19 protein-coding genes and 2 tRNA genes are annotated in these 20,670 nt (G+C 45.0%); 11 read left to right on the top strand and 10 right to left on the bottom strand.

All coding sequences use genetic code 11. From position 1 onward, the window contains the following. Positions 1–755: IS3 family transposase (locus B092_RS0102350; RefSeq protein WP_018573638.1), on the top strand; the 755-nt coding region annotated here is incomplete at its 5' end. A gap of 599 nt (positions 756–1,354) precedes the next feature. Here the strand turns inward: B092_RS0102350 and B092_RS0102335 are convergent. The 10 genes from B092_RS0102335 to B092_RS0102290 form a co-directional block, all read right to left on the bottom strand. Further along, on the bottom strand, positions 1,355–2,113 hold the full coding sequence (locus B092_RS0102335) for an iron ABC transporter ATP-binding protein (protein WP_018573635.1): 759 nt from the start codon (positions 2,111–2,113) through the stop codon (positions 1,355–1,357). Positions 2,114–2,120: 7 nt separating this feature from the next. After that, positions 2,121–3,005 carry an iron chelate uptake ABC transporter family permease subunit gene (locus B092_RS0102330; RefSeq protein WP_018573634.1) on the bottom strand — a complete coding sequence of 295 codons (885 nt, stop codon included), beginning with the start codon at positions 3,003–3,005 and terminating at the stop codon, positions 2,121–2,123. Between the two features lie 46 nt (positions 3,006–3,051). Next, complete coding sequence (locus B092_RS0102325) at positions 3,052–4,023, bottom strand: ABC transporter permease (protein ID WP_018573633.1); 972 nt, start codon at positions 4,021–4,023, stop codon at positions 3,052–3,054. Between the two features lie 99 nt (positions 4,024–4,122). Further along, a complete protein-coding gene (locus tag B092_RS0102320) occupies positions 4,123–5,043 on the bottom strand; it encodes a siderophore ABC transporter substrate-binding protein (protein WP_018573632.1) in 921 nt (306 codons plus the stop codon). Between the two features lie 600 nt (positions 5,044–5,643). Next, positions 5,644–5,862, bottom strand: a complete 219-nt coding sequence (gene rhuM / locus B092_RS16095) for a RhuM family protein (RefSeq protein ID WP_018573630.1) — start codon at positions 5,860–5,862, stop codon at positions 5,644–5,646. Positions 5,863–6,210: 348 nt separating this feature from the next. Then, positions 6,211–6,301 (bottom strand) — tRNA-Ser (locus B092_RS0102310). Between the two features lie 5 nt (positions 6,302–6,306). Then, positions 6,307–6,393 (bottom strand) — tRNA-Leu (locus B092_RS0102305). A gap of 131 nt (positions 6,394–6,524) precedes the next feature. Further along, positions 6,525–7,694 carry a vWA domain-containing protein gene (locus B092_RS0102300; protein WP_018573629.1) on the bottom strand — a complete coding sequence of 390 codons (1,170 nt, stop codon included), beginning with the start codon at positions 7,692–7,694 and terminating at the stop codon, positions 6,525–6,527. A 2-nt stretch (positions 7,695–7,696) separates the two neighbouring features. Continuing rightward, complete coding sequence (locus B092_RS0102295) at positions 7,697–8,542, bottom strand: AAA family ATPase (RefSeq protein WP_018573628.1); 846 nt, start codon at positions 8,540–8,542, stop codon at positions 7,697–7,699. Positions 8,543–8,555: 13 nt separating this feature from the next. Beyond that, positions 8,556–8,984 carry a DUF1841 family protein gene (locus tag B092_RS0102290; RefSeq protein ID WP_026253549.1) on the bottom strand — a complete coding sequence of 143 codons (429 nt, stop codon included), beginning with the start codon at positions 8,982–8,984 and terminating at the stop codon, positions 8,556–8,558. Positions 8,985–9,237: 253 nt separating this feature from the next. On the opposite strand from B092_RS0102290, the gene icd reads away from it, so the two are divergent. The 10 genes from icd (at position 9,238) to B092_RS0102240 (ending at position 20,667) form a co-directional block, all read left to right on the top strand. Further along, a complete protein-coding gene (gene icd, locus B092_RS0102285; RefSeq protein ID WP_018573626.1) occupies positions 9,238–10,494 on the top strand; it encodes an NADP-dependent isocitrate dehydrogenase in 1,257 nt (418 codons plus the stop codon). A 212-nt stretch (positions 10,495–10,706) separates the two neighbouring features. Next, positions 10,707–11,789 (top strand): tRNA preQ1(34) S-adenosylmethionine ribosyltransferase-isomerase QueA, encoded by a 1,083-nt coding sequence (queA, locus tag B092_RS0102280; protein ID WP_018573625.1) that lies wholly within the window; start codon positions 10,707–10,709, stop codon positions 11,787–11,789. A gap of 26 nt (positions 11,790–11,815) precedes the next feature. Next, positions 11,816–12,955, top strand: coding sequence for a tRNA guanosine(34) transglycosylase Tgt (tgt, locus tag B092_RS0102275; RefSeq protein ID WP_018573624.1), 1,140 nt, complete (start codon positions 11,816–11,818; stop codon positions 12,953–12,955). 86 nt (positions 12,956–13,041) lie between these two features. Further along, positions 13,042–13,380 (top strand): preprotein translocase subunit YajC, encoded by a 339-nt coding sequence (gene yajC / locus B092_RS0102270; protein WP_018573623.1) that lies wholly within the window; start codon positions 13,042–13,044, stop codon positions 13,378–13,380. A gap of 85 nt (positions 13,381–13,465) precedes the next feature. After that, a complete protein-coding gene (gene secD, locus B092_RS0102265; RefSeq protein WP_018573622.1) occupies positions 13,466–15,403 on the top strand; it encodes a protein translocase subunit SecD in 1,938 nt (645 codons plus the stop codon). A gap of 32 nt (positions 15,404–15,435) precedes the next feature. Next, positions 15,436–16,377, top strand: coding sequence for a protein translocase subunit SecF (gene secF, locus B092_RS0102260; RefSeq protein WP_026253547.1), 942 nt, complete (start codon positions 15,436–15,438; stop codon positions 16,375–16,377). Positions 16,378–16,544: 167 nt separating this feature from the next. Further along, positions 16,545–18,047 (top strand): tRNA (N6-isopentenyl adenosine(37)-C2)-methylthiotransferase MiaB, encoded by a 1,503-nt coding sequence (gene miaB / locus B092_RS0102255; RefSeq protein ID WP_018573620.1) that lies wholly within the window; start codon positions 16,545–16,547, stop codon positions 18,045–18,047. Next, complete coding sequence (locus tag B092_RS0102250; RefSeq protein ID WP_018573619.1) at positions 18,047–19,171, top strand: PhoH family protein; 1,125 nt, start codon at positions 18,047–18,049, stop codon at positions 19,169–19,171. Before miaB ends, B092_RS0102250 begins: the two co-directional genes overlap by 1 nt. Beyond that, positions 19,171–19,671 (top strand): rRNA maturation RNase YbeY, encoded by a 501-nt coding sequence (gene ybeY, locus B092_RS0102245; RefSeq protein ID WP_018573618.1) that lies wholly within the window; start codon positions 19,171–19,173, stop codon positions 19,669–19,671. Before B092_RS0102250 ends, ybeY begins: the two co-directional genes overlap by 1 nt. A gap of 75 nt (positions 19,672–19,746) precedes the next feature. After that, entirely contained in the window at positions 19,747–20,667 is a 921-nt protein-coding gene (locus B092_RS0102240; protein WP_026253545.1) for a CorC family transporter, read from the top strand. Positions 20,668–20,670: the final 3 nt, after the last annotated feature.

The raw sequence follows: 20,670 nt of genomic DNA, 5'->3' as shown, positions 1-20,670 counted from the left end.
CCTCAGCTTTACAACAAGCGGTACATCAGGAATTTATGAAACATCGCTCACGTGCAGGTGCACCTACGATTGTTCATGATGTTCAAGCGCAAGGGTTTAAGGTCTCTGAACGTACCGTAGGACGTTGCTTACAGCGACAAAATTTACGCTGTAAGATTGCACGTAAGTTCAAGGTGACCACCGATTCAGANCATCGCTTACCCGTTGTTCCTAATCATCTAAACCGTCAATTTACGGTGAGCCAACCGAATAAAGTATGGGTGACTGACATTACGTATATTTATACGCAAGAAGGTTGGCTCTATCTCTGCGTGATGTTAGATCTATTTAGTCGCCGTATTGTTGGCTGGTCAACCAGCACACGAATTGATCGCCATTTAGTCTGCAATAGTTTACGTACCGCTATGCTCGTGCAGGGCAATCCAAAAGGTGTGTTGATTCACTCAGACCGAGGGAGTCAGTACTGCAGCGCAGATTTTAGAGGTTTAGTGCTGCGTTATGGAGCAACACAAAGCATGAGTCGTCGTGGCAATTGCTGGGATAATGCGGTGGCAGAAAGCTTTTTCCATACATTAAAAGGACACATTATTCACGGAGAGAAATATCGCACAAGAGAGCAACTTCAGCACACACTATTTGAATACCTTGAGGTTTACTACAACCGAATCCGACGTCACTCAGCCAATGGNTGGCTCAGTCCGATTCAATTTGAACACCATTATTATGTTGCTTTAGAGGAACAGACTGTCTGTTAATTTGGCTAGGATCAATCACTTGGAGGTTTAATATTGAGCTTTGTCTCAATATTTTCTATGCTCTCTTCTGGCGTTGGCTCATTTAATAAAAACTCTTCCGGTATTAATTTCATGATTTCATGCATGACTTACTCTCAATATTTTTTTGCAAACGATTCCACCAAGGTGTTACTTCTTTCCTATGCAAGTCCCTCGGTAAAATAACTTTATTCGTAGGCTCTGTTGGCGATCCTCCAAATTTAACTGGTTTGATCTCATGAACATCGACAGGTTTACCTATCAAATCATTCTGTTTTCGTATTTTTTTATTGGCCGCATTAGCTTCTTTTCGCGCCAAATCGTATTCAGCGCCCTCAAGCAGCTTAACTCAATACTGGCCTGCTTTGTCTGCTCCTTTGGCTGCACACTAAAGACTTCTTCTTGAGGAAACTTCTGTTTTACTGTCATTATTAAAACGTCCTATTTTTAAACTCAATACTAATTGAGCAACACCATGAACAGTGTATGAACTTATGATGACAGTTTTATGGCAATAAAAAAACCGACTCTCTTGGGTGTAGGAGTCGGCTTAGTTTTATAGAGTTTAGCAAGTCAAGGCTTTATAAATAATGCATCACCATGCTGTGACCCTCGACATCAACCACCGGGGCATCCACATTAAATAGCTTCTCCAGATTGGTGGAGTTAAGTACTTCATTAGGCTTACCGTGTAAAACCAACTCCCCATGTTTGAGACCAATAATCGAATCGGCATAGGCTGAGGCGTAGTTTACATCATGCAAAACCAAGATAATTGTGCGCTCATGATCGTCAGCGATATGACGCAACTGACGCATCAATTTGCGTGAATGGTACATATCCAAATTATTCAGCGGCTCATCCAGCAGCAAGTAATCCGTCGTTTGACAAAACACCATTGCCACCATCACACGCTGACGCTGGCCGCCGGATAACTCTGTCAAATAGCGACCACGCAATTCGTATAAGTCGAAATGCTTTAAAGTCTTTTCGACAATCGCCTTATCCTCAGCGGTCGGTCGCCCCTTATGGTAGGGGTAACGCCCAAACATCAGCATTTCCTTGACCATGATGCGGCTCGTAATATGATTTTCCTGACGCAAAATAGCAATTTTCTTGGCCATTTCATCATTTGCCGTCTTTGAAATGTCCATGCCGTCAATGGTGATCTGCCCCTGCTTAAACTCTTGTAAACGTGCCATCAGAGAAAACAGAGTGGACTTACCGGCACCGTTGGGTCCCACTAAGGCAGTAATCCCACCCTTAGGGATTTCAAGGCTAATATTTTTAAGAATCTGTGTTCCATCAACCTGGAACGATACATTATCAATTGAAATCATAGAGTCATCACAGCGCTTTTCGTCTGAGTAAAAAGATAATAAACACAATACCGCCAAGGAATTCGACCACCACGCTCAGTACCGCCTGCATCCCCAGGAAATGCTCAAAAATCAGCTGACCTGTTACTAAGATCAAAGCCCCGATCAAAAATGCAGCGGGGATTAATACCGCGTGTCGATGAGTTTTCATCGTCGGATAAGCGATCCCTGACACCAGTAAACCAAAGAAACTGACCGGCCCCACTAAGGCAGTAGAGAGCGATACTAACACTGCGATTAAAAACAGCATCAGCACCATGGAGCGCTTATAGTTAACGCCAAGATTAATTGCGTGCTCACGCCCTAAAGCAATCACATCTAATTCATGGCGATAGCGCCAAATAATCAAACTAACTACCGCAACAATGATGAGGCTAAAACCTAATAAATCGGTCCTGACAATATTAAATTGGGCAAAAGAAACCGACTGCACCACAGCAAATTCTTCGGGATCAATAATACGCTGCAAAAAGCTAGTTAAGCTTCTAAACATAACACCTAAAATCACCCCGGTCAGAACCATGCGATAGAGGTCATCTTGTGCTTTTAAAAACAGCGTAGAAAACATCACTAAAGAGGCAAGCAACATAATACCCACCTCAATACTGAACTTAAACAGATGCCCAAAAAGAGCATAACCCAAACCGCCAAAGGCAAAAATCAAGACTGTTTGGATCAGCAAATAGAGCGCATCAAAGCCCATAATATAGGGGGTTAAGATACGGTTTGACGTAATGGTTTGGAATAAAATCGTGGAAATCGCAATGGCATAAGCAACCACGAGCAAGGCAACCAACTTTGCCCCTCTAAAGGGCAATACAAAATCCCAATGCCCACCCGAATTAATAGTCATAAATAACCCCATTGAAACGAGTAGAGCGACGGTTAACAATACTAATCTACGCGTGTGCATGGTGCTTACGATGACGTCTTGGACGTACATATAAAAGATAAAGAAAGAGAGCCGTACCGACAATACCGATAATGGTACCTACCGGAATCTCATAAGGATAATTAATTAAGCGACTGCCAATATCACAGGCCAACACCAAGGCACCACCGCTAAGCATGTTCCACGGTAACGCTTGGCGTACATTGTCGCCCATTATACGACTGACGATATTGGGAACGACCAAACCGATAAAAGGAATCGCCCCCACCGTCACCACCACAATGGCAGAAATCAATGCCACAATTAATAAGCCGATGGAGGTAATCATATTGTGATTTAAGCCCAAATTGGTACTGATTTCTTTGCCTAAACCCGCGATCGTAAACTGATTAGAGAAAAAATACGCTAAAGCACATAAGGCAGCAGTAATCCACAGCAGCTCATAACGACCGACCAGCACACTGGAAAAGTCCCCGATAAACCAGGCAACCAAGTACTGCATCATGTCGTATTCGTAGGCAACAAAAGTCGCTACGGCACCAAGAACTCCGCCATAAATAATACCGACGAGCGGTGCTAATAACTTGGCTGTGTGTGGCAAGACCCTAACAATCGACATAAAGCCCGCAAGCCCGATAATGGCGGCAGCACAGGCAATCAGCATTTTTATAAAAACCGTGCTGTGCGGCATGAGAAGAGTAACCAACAACAAGCCTAAGGTGGCTGCTTGAGTCGTACCGGTCATGGAGGGCTCAACAAAACGATTATGCATCAGCATCTGCATAATTAAGCCGGCGTTGGCCATTGACATACCGGTCAAAATAACCGAGGCAGTGCGAGGAATACGACTCGCAAAAAACACCTCGCGAGCGACCGGATCCTCGATAAGCAAGGCAAATGAAATATCACTCACCCCGACAAAAAGACTAATTATGATTAAGGCAATAAATACGATGATTGCCAGTATGCGCCACTTCATGTTTTATCGTTATAACCTGTTAGTGCTGTACTTTAAAAATCTGAAACGCTTCATACCTAAACGTATGAAGCGTTTTTAAGACAAGATCAAACGATAACTTTATTTGGCGTTTGCAGCTTCAACGGCATCGCGTAATAGCTTCAGCTCAAGCATCATCTGCTGATAGCCACCGGAAGCTAAATAAGACGATGTGTCTAAGTAAATGATACGATCATTTTTAAATGCTTTGGTGTCCTTAAGCAGTGCATTGTCAAGCACTGCTTTGGCATTTTCGCCCTTACCCTCAACAGCAGTCGTACGGTCCATCACAATTAACCAATCCGGGTCTAATTTACGGATAAACTCAAACGATACAGGCTGCCCATGACGAGCGCTACTCTCAGTCTTGTCAGCAGGCTCCCAACCGAAGTCATTAAATAAATAACCAAAACGTGACTGCGCACCATGTGAGGCAATCTTGGTGCCATTGACCATGATCATCAACGCACTACCCTGATCCTGAACCACTTCTTTAGTCAGTGCTAATTCCTTAGTAAGATTTTCTTGTAACTCAGCCGCACGCTCTTCTTTATCAAATAACTTAGCTAATTCAGATAATAATTTTTGAGAGCTATCCACTGACACACCGGTATTGGTCACATCAACGACCGGCGCTAACTTGGCAATCATGTCGTAATTAGGCGCCATACGACCACCAATGATAATCGCTTCCGGTCTTAAACGGTTTAAGGCCTCTAAATCAGGTTCAAATAAGGTACCAACCTCAACAGAATCCGCTTGCTTAACATCTTTGAGGTAATCAACCAAAATATTGGTAATAATACCTTTAGGTGTCACACCTAAGGCAGTCAGTGTGTCTAAGGCTGCATTGTCATACACAGCGACATTGGTACCAACCGGTGCTTCAAATGTCACTATACCACGTGCTGTCTCAACATCTACTGCGGCCTGCGCAGACGCAGCACCTACAACAACCAATCCGGCAGCAAAAAACTTCAGAAATAATTTATTAAGCTTCATTAGGGACAACATACCTATAAAAATAAATCCGCCCAACGACACCTACTCCATATCCAAAGAGTCGCGCTGCTTGAGGCGAATAAAGAACTTCATATAATGAGAATCGTTATCATTATAATATAAGTTGCTTTTATGTATCGCTTATTTTAATGATGAAGATCAAAAAACTATTTCAGGCTATCACAAGTAGGAAATAGGAAGACGCTAAACCAATGGGTTTAGACCCTTCCTCCGACTCCCTTGAACTTCTCTACAAAGGCGACAATTTTCTGAAATACGCTTTGCTTTTGGTCAGATACTGCGGATTTAAGGGGCTCATCTTAGGCAAGATAGCATTGAGTTCGGTGCCTTGGTCACTGGGATACTCACGCATGAATGACTTCAACTTCCGTGTTTTTGTGGGCTGCATAATGCACTTTATTTTAACGGCCGCAAAAAGTGTCCGTATCATGCTTGAAGTAGGGCAATAATCAATCGCCTCGGCATAAATACCTGTTACCTGTTACCTGTTAATAAAAATTACGCTCACAGCTACGAATATCACCAGTTCGTTGCAACAGCCCCCTAAAGCAATGTCCATCCCCATTTTTCAAACACTTATCATCCAGCGCAATGCCTTTGCAGATAAATTCGTGGCCATTCGGTAGCCCAAATACGGAACTGAGTATCATGTAAATACTTTACCCGGTACCCAATAGAGATAATGATATCTGGGTTGTAATACTTAACAAGGCTTTCAACCTCTCGCCTCACCTCAAGTTGAACTGTTGCATTTTTGGAAACAGTTGCCGATCGCACTAACTCCCTCTCATCAAACATTTTTTATGTACCTAGAAACCATAGATTTGTTACGTCAAACAGCTCTGAATTTTGGTCAAGCGTCAGCCACACCTTGTCATTAATGAAATGGCGCTTTGTTAATTAACTCATCTTACAGCAGTTGTATTGCTATGAATGGATCGGACACGAATAGCTCCGGCGGATACGCCTCATTCGCAAGTAATCGGTCTTAATGGATAAAAAAGAAAGAGCCTTTGCAGGCTGCTTGTTTGGTTGAGATAGGCAGGCTCATAGTGACACTCCTACGTGTCCAATAAATCCATACCACTCTAATCGATAGGCAAAAAAAAAGCCCTCAATATACAAGGACTTAATTTCATAAGACTATGGCGGAAGCTGTGAGATTCGAACTCACGGAGGGCTATTAACCCTCGCCGGTTTTCAAGACCGGTGCATTCAACCGCTCTGCCAAGCTTCCAGTCTTGGTGCACTCGGCCGGAATCGAACCGGCATGGACTAATGTCCGAGAGATTTTAAATCTCTTGTGTCTACCTATTTCACCACGAGTGCCCTTCTGCAATGCATCAGGATAAGCTCATAACTATAGCAACGAAATCGCAGTCTGTCTAGTCTATTTTGCTATTCTTTTTAATTTGTTGCGTAAATGTGTCATTTTTGTTTTAAATTTACTACAATGCTTATTATTTTGACAAAAAGCGCATTGCCTCATCAATATCTGACATCGTCAATCCATGCATACGCCCTTGCATCAATTCATGAAGTATCTTGGTTGAGTGATGATATTTCCAATGCCCTTGTGGCTCAGGATTCAACCAGACTGACTTCGGCCAATGCGCTACCGCCCGTTTAATCCAAACGCCACCGGCCTCTTTATTGTGATGCTCCACCGAACCGCCCGGGTGCATAATTTCATAAGGACTCATGGCAGCATCACCCACAAGAATCAAACGCCAATCCTCATTAAAGCTACGTAGCAAGTCCCACGTACTCTTGTATACCCGGCGACCTTGCTCATAGCGCCACACCCTTTCGTACAGGCAGTTATGGAAATAATAGGCTTCAAAATGCTTAAACTCACTACGCGCAGCAGAAAACAGCTCTTCTACAATAGCAATGTGATCATCCATACTACCACCGGAGTCAAGCAGCATCAGAACTTTGACCGTATTATGATGCTCAGGCATCATTTGCAGATTTAAATAACCGGCATTTTTAGAGGTCTCGCGAATCGTGCCTTCTAAATCCAACTCCTCCGCCGCCCCCTCACGAGCAAAGCGACGCAAGCGGCGCAACGCCATTTTAAAGTTACGGATACCGAGTGTTTGATTGCTGTCATACTCGCGAAAATTACGCTCTTCCCATACCTTTACCGCGGTACGATGACCTGCGGAAGGCCCTCCCACACGAATCCCTTCCGGATGGTAACCACTATGACCAAAAGGCGACGTACCACCGGTACCTATCCACTTGTTACCACCGGCATGACGCCCCTTTTGCTCTTCTAGTCGCTCTTTAAAAAGCGCCATCAGCTTGTCCCAACCATGCTTTTCAATTGCGGCTTTTTGCTCGTCCGTTAGGTTCTTTTTAAAATCCGCCAATAACCAATGCTCGGGAATCTCTTTATACTGCTCAATAATCGGTTCAGCTCGTTTGACAAAGGCAGCAAATGCCTGATCATAACGGTCAAAATGACTTTCATCCTTTACCAAGGTCATACGTGCCGTACGATAAAAATCATCCAACGTCGGCATCATAATAGGACGGCGCAGCAACTCAATCAATGTGAGTAACTCATTAATCGAGACGGGGATACCGTGCTGCCGCAAAAGGTAAAAGAAATTAATTAGCATGACTAACGTCGCCCCACTCCGCCGACCATCGCCGCCAAACGCTCAACTAAGGCCATGTCTTGCTCATTTTTAATTAAGGCGCCCGCTAAAAACACATCGCCCTCTTCGAGGTATTGAGGCGTGACATTTGACGCACTTAATAACGCCAACCAATCCAAAAACTCAGACGTTGACGGCTTTTTCTTAAGTCCCGGAATATCTCGTAACTCAAAAAAGCGCTGCATCGCACAGCTTACTAATTCATTATCAATATTCGGATAATGCACAGCAACGATCTGCTTTAATGTGTGCTCATCCGGAAATTCAATATAGTGAAAGAAACAGCGACGTAAGAAGGCATCAGGCAAATCCTTTTCGTTATTTGAGGTGATAATCACTAACGGGCGATGCTTTGCCACGATGGTCTGCGCAGTCTCATAGACATGAAACTCCATCTGATCCAGTTCACGCAATAAATCATTAGGAAACTCAATATCGGCCTTGTCAATTTCATCAATTAAGACCACCACCGGTTCCTCTGCCTCAAACGCCTGCCACAACACACCGGGACGGATGTAATTGGCGATATCCTTAACGCGCTCATCACCCAGTTGAGAGTCACGCAAACGAGACACCGCATCATACTCATAGAGACCTTGTTGGGCCTTGGTCGTTGACTTAATATGCCACTGCAATAAGGGGCGCCCCAAATACTTAGCGACCTCCTCAGCCAACATCGTCTTACCTGTGCCGGGCTCACCCTTGACTAATAAGGGCCGCTGCAAACTTAATGCGGCATCTACCGCCAAGCGCAGGTCATCCGTGGCAACATAACTGTCCGTACTTTGAAAAGATTGCTTCAAATTCATATCATGCCTATAGTTAGTGCGTGTTAATTCGTTGCTGCAACAACTCAATATACAGCTGGTGGTCCAGAGGAGTGCGGTTGCGTTGTGATTGCCAGATAACCTGACCCAAACACTCCATAATTTCGTGATGAGCCTCATGCTCATTGCTTCGGGCACTCAGGTGCTCAAAGACCTTACGTATTCCCGGCGGACTGTCGATAGAGACCTGTTCTTCGATAGCGATATGCATGGAAAGATGCAAAAAAGGATTGGTCTGCCCCTCAGCCACTTCATAGTCCTTACTCCGTGCTTCAGGACTTTCCAAAATCTCATGGTACTCCGGATGCTGCAAGATCCAGCCAACCGCTATTTTCTCCATCCCACTAAGGGATTGTTTTTGTTGGTACTTTTGCCAGGTTAAAATAAAAAACTCCCTAACCTGCTCGCGCGTAGGATTAAAAATTGCCATAGAATAATTTATTACAGATTGCCGATATTAGCAGTAAATTTAATAATAATAGGGTAAACTTACCGAGTCTTATATAAGACTAGATAATTACGTAGTGTATAACAGTCACTTCAACAACATATTAAGTATTGAGCCGCCATGCTTAGTCATCGCATTCACACTTAATCTCTTATATATACGTTGCCTTGTCTTTATATTAACGCTATTTAGCTAGTCTATTCATTGCAAACCAGTTATGGAGAAAAGCATGTCTTACCAACACATCAAAGTGCCGACAAACGGCGAAAAAATAACTGTCAATGCTGATCATACATTAAACGTACCTAACAACCCGATCATCCCTTACATCGAGGGTGATGGTATTGGTGTTGATGTTAGCCCTGTTATGATCAAAGTAATTGACGCCGCTGTTGAAAAGTCATACGGTGGCGAGCGTAAAATTCACTGGATGGAAGTTTACGCAGGCGAAAAATCTACCCAAGTTTACGGTCCGGACGTTTGGTTACCTGAAGAAACTCTTGATGCAGTTAAAAACTACGTTGTTTCTATCAAAGGCCCTCTAACAACACCAGTTGGTGGCGGCATCCGTTCACTTAACGTCGCTTTACGTCAGCAGTTGGATTTATACGTTTGTTTACGTCCTATCCAGTACTTCGAAGGTGTTCCTTCTCCCGTTAAAGAACCGGAAAAAACTAACATGGTTATTTTCCGCGAAAACTCTGAAGACATTTATGCCGGTATTGAGTTTGAAGCTGAGTCTGACAACGCTAAGAAACTAATCAAATTCTTACAGGAAGAGCTCGCTGTTGACAAAATCCGCTTCCCTGAGACTTCAGGCATCGGTGTTAAGCCGGTCTCTAAAGACGGTACTAAGCGCTTAGTACGTCAAGCAATCCAGTACGCTATCGATAATGATCGCGACAGCGTTACCTTAGTTCACAAGGGTAACATCATGAAGTTCACCGAGGGTGGCTTCCGTGACTGGGGTTACGAGTTGGCTCGTGAAGAGTTTGGTGCTGAGTTGATTGATGGCGGCCCATGGTGCTCATTCAAGAACCCTAAAACCGGCAAAGAAATCGTTATCAAAGACAATATCGCTGACGCTTTCTTACAGCAGATTCTATTGCGTCCCGAAGAGTACTCTGTTATCGCGACACTAAACCTTAACGGTGACTACGTATCTGACGCGCTAGCCGCACAAGTTGGTGGTATCGGTATTGCACCGGGTGCTAACCTTTCTGACACCGTTGCTATGTTTGAAGCGACTCACGGTACTGCTCCTAAGTACGCCGGCAAAGACATGGTTAACCCGGGTTCAGTGATTCTTTCAGCTGAAATGATGCTTCGTCACATGGGCTGGACTGAAGCCGCTGACTTAGTTATCTCTTCAATGGCTGGTGCTATTAAGTCTAAGCGTGTGACCTATGACTTTGCTCGCGCTCTTGACGGCTCTACACAAGTAAGCTGCTCTGAGTTCGGCGATGTAATGATCGAGCACATGTAATCAAGCAATCTGAACTTTTAGATTCTGATTAGACAAAGCCGCCTTAGGTACTATTTACCCAAGGCGGCTTTTTAGTGCGTGCAGTTAGAGTGGTATAGACTTATTGAAGACGTACTAACCACCCCCTCCCCTCACAAAATCTCAAGCTTTCCGGACAGAACGTCTACCTAAACGAGCAAAAGCTTATAATTGCGCTTTAGATGATAAAAAAGATGATGAATAATAGCTCCCTACCAAATCCTTTGCCGGTCGCTGACTTATTACTCAGCGACTTTGATTACCAATTGCCTGACGAATTAATCGCCCAGTCCCCTGCTGAGCAGCGCAATAAGAGCCGCTTATTGCGTATTGATGCGCAGGGCCAATGTCATGACCATCAATTCACTGACTTACTACAGTTTTTGAAACCGCATGACCTATTGGTTTTTAATAATACCAAGGTGATTAAGGCTCGTTTATTTGGACAAAAGACCACCGGCGGCAAGGTAGAGTTATTAATTGAGCGCCTATTGGATGAGCAGCGTGCCTTGGCTCACATCAGAGCAAGCAAATCACCAAAGCTCAATAGCGAAATTATCTTTGCCGATGGCGCATTTAGTGCAGAGGTTGTGGATCGTGAGGACGCACTCTTTGAATTAGTATTTTCTGAGTCCTTATTGCCATTACTCGAGCAATATGGCCAAACGCCACTGCCACCTTATATTACGCACACTCCGGATAGCGACGATGATGAGCGATACCAAACGGTGTATGCCAAAACACCGGGCGCAGTCGCTGCTCCGACTGCCGGATTACATTTTGATGATGGACTGTTAGAGCAACTTAACAAAAACAATATTCATACTGCCTTTGTCACCTTACATGTCGGTGCCGGCACTTTTCAGCCGGTTCGTGTCGATGACATTAGAGACCACGTCATGCATGCCGAGTTGTATGATGTGTCAGCAGACGTCGTTGAGGCGATAAAAGCAGCGCGCGCGGCAGGTGGCCGAGTCATTGCCGTCGGCACAACGAGCGTACGGGCACTGGAGTCGGCAGCACAATTTGGCGGCACCATTGACGACATGCGCTGTCCCATTGCCCACCAGGGTGATACACGTTTATTTATCACCCCGGGCTATCAGTTTAAGGTAGTGGACGCATTAATTACCAACTTCCATCTACCCCAATCCACCCTCCTCATGCTGGTCGCAGCGCTGATGGGATTGGACACGATGAAAAAAACCTATGAACATGCGATTCAACAAAAATATCGCTTTTTCAGCTATGGCGATTCCATGTTCATCGATATGTAAAACACACTCATTACACTTAATACACAATGTCAGCTTTAGAATTTAAACTACTTAATACCCAAGGCAAAGCCAGACGAGCCAGTATCAAGCTCAACCACGGCACCGTACAGACACCCATGTTTATGCCGGTTGGTACGTATGGATCAGTCAAAGCCATGCTCCCTCATGAACTTGAAGAAGTCGGCTCTCAAGTTATTTTAGGTAACACCTTCCACCTGTGGTTACGCCCCGGCACTGAGATCATCAAGAAATTCGGCGGCCTCCATGATTTTATGCAATGGCAAAAGCCGATTTTGACCGACTCTGGTGGCTTCCAAGTCTTTAGCCTAAGCAACCTCCGAAGCAAGCTTACCGAAGAAGGTGTGCGTTTTTCATCTCCTCTCAACGGTGAAAAGCTTTTTCTTGATCCCGAAGAATCCATGCGTATTCAAACGGTTTTAAACTCCGATATCGCCATGGTGTTAGATGAATGTACACCCTATGAGATTGACGGCCGTCCGGCCACTCATGAAGAAGCCGCACGTTCTATGCGCTTATCGTTACGCTGGGCCAAGCGCTCTAAAACCGCTTTTACTGAATTAGAAAATCCAAATGCACTTTTCGGTATTGTCCAAGGCGGTATGTTTGAGGATCTCCGTCAGGAATCGCTAGAGGGTCTCGTTGATATCGGCTTCCACGGCTATGCCATTGGCGGTTTATCAGTGGGTGAGCCAAAAGAAGACATGGTCCGCATTTTGGAACACATTGCCCATAAACTACCTGACAACGCCCCTCGCTATCTGATGGGTGTGGGTACGCCTGAAGATTTGGTTTATGCCGTTTCTCAAGGCGTGGATATGTTTGACTGTGTGATGCCCACGCGCAATGCACGTAATGGCTGGCTATTTACTCGCTTTGGTGACATTAAAATCCGCAATGCCCGCTACAAAGATGATACTAAGCCTTTGGACCCAAGTTGTACTTGTCATAGCTGTCAGCATTTTTCCAGAGCCTACTTGCATCACCTACACCGCGCCAATGAAATTACCGGTGCCCGTTTAAATACTTTACATAATTTGCACTACTACCTGACCTTGATGGAAGAAATGCGTAACGCACTTGAACATAACCAGTTTGATCAATGGCAAGAGCAATTCCATAAAGATCGCGCAAAAGGCATTGAATAAAGCCAGAAAAGGCTACAATAATCGATTAAAATTTATTTCTTTACAACATTTAAAAACCTCTTATATAAAGAGATCTGGAGATTTTTATGAACTTCGTAGATTTACTAGGCGTATCCTTAGCACAGCAAGAAGGCGCTGGCCTCATGGGCTTCTTGCCGATTATTTTGATGTTTGTGGTGCTATATTTCCTTATGATTCGTCCACAAATGAAGCGTCAAAAAGATCACAAAAACATGGTGGATAATCTCACCGTGGGTAGCGAAGTCGTCACAGCGGGCGGTATCGTCGGCCGCATTTCTCGTATTTCTGATGCCGGCTACCTCACGTTAGAAGTTGCTGACTTAGCTGCGAAGCCTGTAGAAATCTTGGTTCAACGCCAAGCAGTTACTGCTGTTTTACCAAAAGACACCATTAAAAGTCTTTAATTTTCAATTTTTATTCCTTTACCGAGCTTTACACTGCTAAAGCTCGGTAACTCTGACCCTCACAAAAACTCTAAAGACATTCGGCATGAATCGTTACCCTTTATGGAAATATCTCGTCGTGCTAGTGACACTAGTACTAGGCTTACTATATACCTTACCTAATTTTTTCGGTGAGTCTCCGGCCATTCAGATTACCAGTACTAATGTCACTCGCAAAGTAGACGAAAACACCTTAAGACAGGTAGAAAGCGTATTTCAACGCGAGCAAATTCCCTACACCGGCGCCTATTATTCAGTTAATAACTCAATCGGTAATATCCGCGTACGTTTTGCTTCGCCCGATATTCAATTAAGAGCCAAAGACGTCATTGAGCGCGTCCTCATTCAAAATGCTGACGAACCCGAATATACGGTTGCTCTTAATTTATTATCCGATTCACCTGATTGGCTTACCGCGATTAATGCTCGTCCTATGTTCTTAGGTCTTGACTTGCGTGGCGGTGTGCATTTCCTCCTTCAAGTCGATATGGATGGCGCTTTAGAGTCAAGATATGACAGCCTCAGCAATGAGGTACGTAATAACCTACGCTCGCGTCGCATTGATTCACAGCAAGTCAGCCGTGAGGGTTCATCCATTCAGGCGCTATTTGCCAGCGCAGATGTTCGCGATCAGGCACTTGCTCAATTACGCAATATGATGCCGGAGCTTAGCTTTAGCACGCAGGATAGAGACGGTCAGTATTTATTAATCGGCTCGATCAACGAAAGCGAAATTGCCAATATCCAAGACACCGCATTACGTCAGAACATCATTACCTTACATAACCGTATTAACGAATTAGGCGTTGCAGAGCCGGTCATCCAGCAACAAGGCACGGATCGTATTGTGGTTCAATTGCCAGGTATTCAGGATGTTGCTCGCGCCAAAGAAATTCTTGGTCGTACCGCTACGCTACAAATGCGCTTAGTCGAGGATTCTCCTGCCGCCATGGCAGCCATTGCCTCCGGCACCGTACCCTTTGGTATGGAAGCTTTCCAAGACACCAACGGTCAAACCATGCTGTTACGCCGCCAAGTCTTATTAACCGGTGAAAACCTGCAAAATGCCAGCGCCGGTCGCAACCAACAAACTCAAGAACCAACGGTCAATCTCAGCCTGGACGACAACGGCGCTCGTATTTTCCGTGAAACAACCCGCAACAACATCGGTAAGCGTATCGCCATTGTGTTGTTTGAAAATAACCGCGCCCAAGTGGTTACTGCACCGGTGATTCGTTCTGAAATTCCTAACGGCCAGGTTGAAATTTCCGGTGCCATGAGCTTACCTGAAGCCGCTGACACCGCACTCTTACTAAGAGCCGGTTCATTAGCAGCGCCCATGTCAATCATTGAGGAGCGCACTATTGGTCCAAGCTTAGGTGCCGAAAACATTGAAAAAGGCTTTAAGTCCACCCTTTGGGGCTTTATTGCCATCGCCATTTTCATGGTTATTTACTATCATCTTTTTGGTATTTTCTCGACCATCGGTCTACTGTTTAACGTTGTTTTGCTGATCGCCCTGCTTTCAGTACTCCAAGCAACTCTTACGCTACCTGGTATTGCAGCGATTGCACTAACCCTTGGTATGGCGATCGACGCCAACGTGCTGATTAACGAGCGTATCCGTGAAGAGCTACGCTCCGGAGCCACACCTCAACAAGCCATTAATGCAGGCTTTGACAGAGCGTGGGGAACCATTTTTGACTCCAACTCAACCTCCTTAATTGTCGGTATTGCACTCTTAGCCTTTAGTGGTCCGGGTCCAATCAGAGGTTTTGCCATTGTGCATTGTTTGGGTATTTTAACCTCCATGTTCTCTTCCGTTATTGGCGTACGTGCTCTTGTGAATTTATGGTATGGCGGCCGCCGTGGCCTAAAAACACTCGCCATTGGTACTGTTTGGCGTCCTGATGCCGACGACACACCAAAGAGCGATAGCAAAAACAAAACCAAAAGCGCTGTCACTACAGCCCAAAAACGTTAACAAGCAAGGCGCACTAAAAAGGTTTAATCATCATGGAATTATTTCGTATACGTCGAACCATCCCGTTCATGAACTACTCGTTAGTCACGAACCTACTTAGTTTGATATTCTTCTTATTAGCTATTTTCTTTATAGTGACGCGTGGTTTTAACCTGTCCATTGAGTTTACCGGCGGCACGATCATGGAGGTTGCTTATGAGCAGCCTGCCGACTTAGAAGAAGTACGCACACAAATTTCCGGTCTAGGATACAGCGACTATCAGGTACAAAACTTTGGTACCTCTCGCGACGTCATGATTCGCTTACCGGTGGTTGAAAATCTCAATACCGCCGAGCAAAGTGAAGCGATTATGGGCGCATTGGAGCAATCCACCAACCCCGTGGAAATGCGTCGCGTTGAATTTGTCGGCCCACAAATCGGTAGCGAGCTATATGCCAATGGTCTAAAGGCTTTCTTCTTTGTTGTTATCGGTATCATGGTTTACCTGGGCTTCAGGTTTGAGTGGAAATTTGCCATTGCCGGGATTTTTGCAAACCTGCATGACGTGGTCATTATTCTGGGCTTCTTTGCCTTCTTCCAGTGGGAGTTTTCGCTACCTGTACTGGCAGGGGTCCTGGCAGTTTTAGGTTACTCGGTCAACGAATCGGTCGTTATTATGGACCGTATTCGTGAAAACTTCCGCAAGATGCGCAAGGCCAATACCCGTGAAGTCATTAACAGCTCAATTACTCAAACCATTTCTAGAACCATTATTACTCACGGTTCAACTCAAATGATGGTTTTGTCCATGCTGTTTTTCGGCGGCCCAAGCCTACACTACTTCGCCATGGCGTTAACCATAGGTATCTGGTTCGGTATTTATTCATCTATGTTCGTTGGGACATCCATCGCAATGTGGTTAGGCATCAAGCGTGAAGATATGATTAAAGCGCCTAAAACTGAAGAAAATACAACAGAATTGGTTGAGGGCTAACTAAAAGCTTGATTATTCAGACCTATTTCAAGTAATCAGCTTAAATTTTCAGTAAAATTGAGAGCTACCTCTAATAAAGAAACTCACTAGCATCTTCACTAGTGAGTTTTTACTTTTACACTCTATAACACTTACCCTCGGGGTCTAAGCCCGCAACGGTGATTATGATGCAAGAAACAATGATCAAAAGAGGCGCCACAACTGACGCCCACAGCAACATCAAAACATTAGCACAAGCTGCCAAAGACGCTAAAGCGTCACTTGCCGCTGAACCTACGCCAAGTGCTGAAGCTCTGGACAAACTGGCTAAATTAAGCGAAGGCGACAGCCCAAAGAAACTCTATATCAAGACTTTTGGCTGTCAGATGAATGAATACGACTCTGACAAAATGATTGATGTACTCCATGCATCACAAGGCATGGAATTAACACAAAATCCCGAAGACGCCGATGTTATTTTATTTAACACCTGCTCAATTCGCGAAAAAGCACAAGAAAAAGTGTTTTCCGACTTAGGTCGCGCACGCCTTCTCAAAGAAAAAAAACCCAACTTATTAATCGGCGTTGGCGGCTGTGTAGCGAGCCAGGAAGGTGCCACTATTATTCGTCGCGCACCCTTTGTTGATGTGGTTTTTGGCCCTCAAACACTGCACCGCTTACCGGACCTAATCGACATGCGCAAAAATACAGGTAAGTCGCAAGTTGATATCAGCTTCCCGGAAATTGAGAAGTTTGACGCGCTACCGCCTGCCCGCGTCGACGGTCCATCTGCTTTCGTCTCCATCATGGAAGGTTGTAGTAAGTACTGTAGCTACTGTGTCGTTCCTTATACTCGCGGCGAAGAGATCTCTCGTCCGTTCGAGGATGTGTTGGTAGAAATTGCTGACTTAGCTGACCAAGGTGTTAAGGAAGTGAATCTCCTCGGTCAAAACGTTAACGCATATCGCGGTCCATTAGGTGACAGTGGTGAGTTAGCTGACTTTGCTATGCTCTTAGAGTATGTCCATGAGATTCCGGGTATTGAGCGTATTCGCTATACCACCTCTCACCCCAAGGAAATGACCACTCGCCTAATCGAAGCACATGCCAACTTGCCTAAATTAGTTCCATTTTTGCACTTACCGATTCAGACCGGTTCTGATCGTGTCTTAGCTGCAATGAAACGTGGCTATACTACGCTAGAGTTTAAGTCGATTGTGCGTCGCCTATACAAAGCTCGCCCGGGACTAACACTCTCTTCTGACTTCATTGTCGGCTTCCCCGGCGAAACAGATCAGGAGTTTGAGAACACCATGAAGTTAATTGAGGAGCTTAATTTTGATACCTCATTCTCATTTATCTACTCTCGTCGCCCCGGCACGCCGGCCGCCGATCTGCACGATGATACGCCTTACGAAGTAAAATTACGTCGTCTACAGCGCCTGCAAGCGCAAATCAATAAGCAAGCCAGAGCGATTAGCCAAGGCATGCTTAACACGGTACAAAAAGTACTGGTTGAAGGTCGCTCACGTCGTGACGAAAACGAGTTCAGCGGCCGTACCGAAAATAACCGCATCGTCAACTTTGTCGGTTCAGAGCGTATGATTGGTCAGATGGTTGATATTCGTATCACTGAAGTACTTACTAATTCTCTACGCGGTGAGGTAGTGACCACGGAGACAGTGGCTTAATGACTAATGAGCGTAAACTGCCCCAAGTAATTCACCTCGAGGGGGACAATACACAGCTAGCCAATCTATGTGGTCCCCTAGATGAGAACCTTGAGCAAATCGCTCAAGCTTGGGGTGTGAAAATCGGTCGCCATGGTTCACGTTTTACCATTGAAGGCAATGAAACCGAAGAAGCTATCCATGCGCTGATGGTTTTTCATCGCCGTGCACGCCATACGGAGCTCACGATTGATGATATTCAATTAGGTATTGTGGAGCTTAAGTCACAGCGTGAAGACAAACCACAACGCACCATCGACACCGGCGAAAACAGCTCCCGCTCCGTCGCATCGACTAAAAAGTCCAGTGAAAATCTGGCAAACTATGGTTTTCAGACTCCAGCTGAACAACTAAAAGCGTACAAAGAATTAGCGCAAGAAGCCAATGAAGACGCCATTGATTTAGATGAGGCACATCCGACATTTAATTTACGTGTTCGTCGCACAAATCTGCGACCACGCACGCCTCGTCAACGTCAATATCTAGAGCAAATTTTAAACGCGGATATTACTTTTGGCGTGGGTCCGGCCGGTACCGGCAAGACCTGGTTAGCCGTTGCCTGTGCAATTGACGCCTTGGAACGCGACAATGTACAACGAATTATCCTCACTCGTCCTGCGGTTGAAGCCGGTGAGCGTCTAGGTTTCTTACCGGGCGATTTAGCTCAAAAGGTTGACCCTTATCTACGCCCGCTTTATGACGCGCTATACGATCTGATGGGCTTTGAAAAGGTACAAAAGCTATTTGAAAAGCAAACCATTGAAATTGCCCCACTCGCCTACATGCGTGGGCGCACGCTCAATCATGCCTTCGTGATTTTAGATGAGGCGCAAAACACAACACCGGAACAAATGAAAATGTTCCTCACCCGTATCGGCTTTGGCAGCAAGGCAGTCATTACCGGCGATCCATCGCAAGTTGACTTACCCAAAGGTCAGTTTAGCGGACTTATGCATTCACTGAATATTCTCAAATCGGTCGATGGCATTAAGACCACTATTTTTAATAGCAAAGACGTCGTGCGACATCCTTTAGTTGCCCGCATCATTGAGGCCTATGAATCCGTTGATGGTAGTAATTACTGATGAGTAACACGTCTCCGTTCCGTGCCGAGCAATTGCATTTAATCGTACAAAATGAATCAGCTCATCTGGTATTAAATGAAGAGCTCAGTGAAGACACCCTTCATGAGCTCAGCTTAAAAAGCATCGACATCGTATCAGCAGACTATGAAAATGACTTTGAAGAGATTGAACTCACCCTTCGCATTGTCGATGAGAAAGAAGCTCAGCAATTAAATCGACAGTATCGTCATAAAGACTACCCAACCAATGTCCTAACCTTTGAGTACGGTACTGATGAGAGCGCCACCCTGAGAGCCGATATTGTCATCTGTGCGGCGGTTGTACAAAAAGAAGCGGATGAGCAAAACAAGGCATTTGCGGCACACTTCAAACATTTACTAGTGCACGGCATCTTGCATTCGCTCGGTTTTGACCACCAAAATGACGAGGAAGCTGACGCCATGGAAGCCTTAGAAATTGCAATCCTCGCTCATTTTTTAATAAAAAACCCTTATATTTAGTTATTTTTCTAAAGTTTCATAGAAACTAGGTAAAATATAGCGTATTCTTAACTTTTAAAATTCACGACGTCAGAGATGTCAACAGAACCTAACCCCCCATCCCCTACTACTGATGAAGACCATAGGTCATCAAGACTTAAAGGTCTACTAAGGCGTTTCCCACCATTGAAGCGATTCTCTAATTATTTAGGCAATGCTGAGCCTGAGGATCGCCAAGACCTACATGATGTTATTCAAAGCGCTCACGCCAAAGATATTTTGGACGATGAGTCGTACAGCATCATTGCAGGCACCATGACATTTGCTGATAAATCAGTGGATGACATTCAAATCTCCCGCTCTAAAATGGACATGATCAATATCGAATGGCCCATTGACGAGATTGTTGATTTTATGATCGATACGGCGCATTCACGTTTTCCTGTCTATGAAGGCGAGCGCGACAACATCATTGGTTTATTATTGGCCAAAGACCTGTTACGCAAATTAATCGAACCGAACGTTAATATTAAGTCGCTTTTGCGACCGGCGCACTTTGTACCCGAGACCAAGCGCTTAAATCAACTGCTCAAAGAGTTTAAGGAAACCCGTAGTCATTTAGCTCTCGTCATCGACGAATATGGCAGCATCACCGGTCTCGTCACCATGGAAGACATTCTTGAAGAGATTGTCGGTGACATCGAAGACGAATACGATGATGAAGCCGAGCAAACCATCTTCCCTGAGTCTGATGTAGCTTGGCGCATCATGGCATTTACGCCTATCGAGAATTTTAACGAAGCACTACATGCTAATATTCCAGACGACGAGCACGACACCATTGGCGGCTGGTTAGCGTCAGAGCTAGATCAGATTCCTAAGCGTGGCGATAGCTACAAATACGCAGATCTCCGTTTCTATGTATTGCGGGCCGACGAAAAACGAGCCCAATGGCTACACGTGCGTCGAAGCCCTATCGCCAACGACGCCAACAAAAAAGAAGATGGTAGCAAATAGTAT

The sequence above is a fragment of the Oligella ureolytica DSM 18253 genome (assembly GCF_000373745.1).
Taxonomy (GTDB): Bacteria; Pseudomonadota; Gammaproteobacteria; order Burkholderiales; family Burkholderiaceae_B; genus Oligella; species Oligella ureolytica.
This window is presented reverse-complemented; position numbering and strand designations above follow the sequence as displayed.

Coding starts and splice junctions, on each gene's coding strand:
- B092_RS0102330 (WP_018573634.1), bottom strand. CDS start 3,005: ATGACTATTAATTCGGGTGGGCATTGGGATTTTGTATTGCCCTTTAGA.
- icd (WP_018573626.1), top strand. CDS start 9,238: ATGTCTTACCAACACATCAAAGTGCCGACAAACGGCGAAAAAATAACT.
- tgt (WP_018573624.1), top strand. CDS start 11,816: ATGTCAGCTTTAGAATTTAAACTACTTAATACCCAAGGCAAAGCCAGA.
- B092_RS0102240 (WP_026253545.1), top strand. CDS start 19,747: ATGTCAACAGAACCTAACCCCCCATCCCCTACTACTGATGAAGACCAT.
- secF (WP_026253547.1), top strand. CDS start 15,436: ATGGAATTATTTCGTATACGTCGAACCATCCCGTTCATGAACTACTCG.
- B092_RS0102325 (WP_018573633.1), bottom strand. CDS start 4,023: ATGAAGTGGCGCATACTGGCAATCATCGTATTTATTGCCTTAATCATA.
- miaB (WP_018573620.1), top strand. CDS start 16,545: ATGCAAGAAACAATGATCAAAAGAGGCGCCACAACTGACGCCCACAGC.
- secD (WP_018573622.1), top strand. CDS start 13,466: ATGAATCGTTACCCTTTATGGAAATATCTCGTCGTGCTAGTGACACTA.
- ybeY (WP_018573618.1), top strand. CDS start 19,171: ATGAGTAACACGTCTCCGTTCCGTGCCGAGCAATTGCATTTAATCGTA.
- queA (WP_018573625.1), top strand. CDS start 10,707: ATGATGAATAATAGCTCCCTACCAAATCCTTTGCCGGTCGCTGACTTA.
- rhuM (WP_018573630.1), bottom strand. CDS start 5,862: ATGTTTGATGAGAGGGAGTTAGTGCGATCGGCAACTGTTTCCAAAAAT.
- B092_RS0102250 (WP_018573619.1), top strand. CDS start 18,047: ATGACTAATGAGCGTAAACTGCCCCAAGTAATTCACCTCGAGGGGGAC.
- B092_RS0102320 (WP_018573632.1), bottom strand. CDS start 5,043: ATGAAGCTTAATAAATTATTTCTGAAGTTTTTTGCTGCCGGATTGGTT.
- yajC (WP_018573623.1), top strand. CDS start 13,042: ATGAACTTCGTAGATTTACTAGGCGTATCCTTAGCACAGCAAGAAGGC.
- B092_RS0102335 (WP_018573635.1), bottom strand. CDS start 2,113: ATGATTTCAATTGATAATGTATCGTTCCAGGTTGATGGAACACAGATT.
- B092_RS0102300 (WP_018573629.1), bottom strand. CDS start 7,694: ATGCTAATTAATTTCTTTTACCTTTTGCGGCAGCACGGTATCCCCGTC.
- B092_RS0102295 (WP_018573628.1), bottom strand. CDS start 8,542: ATGAATTTGAAGCAATCTTTTCAAAGTACGGACAGTTATGTTGCCACG.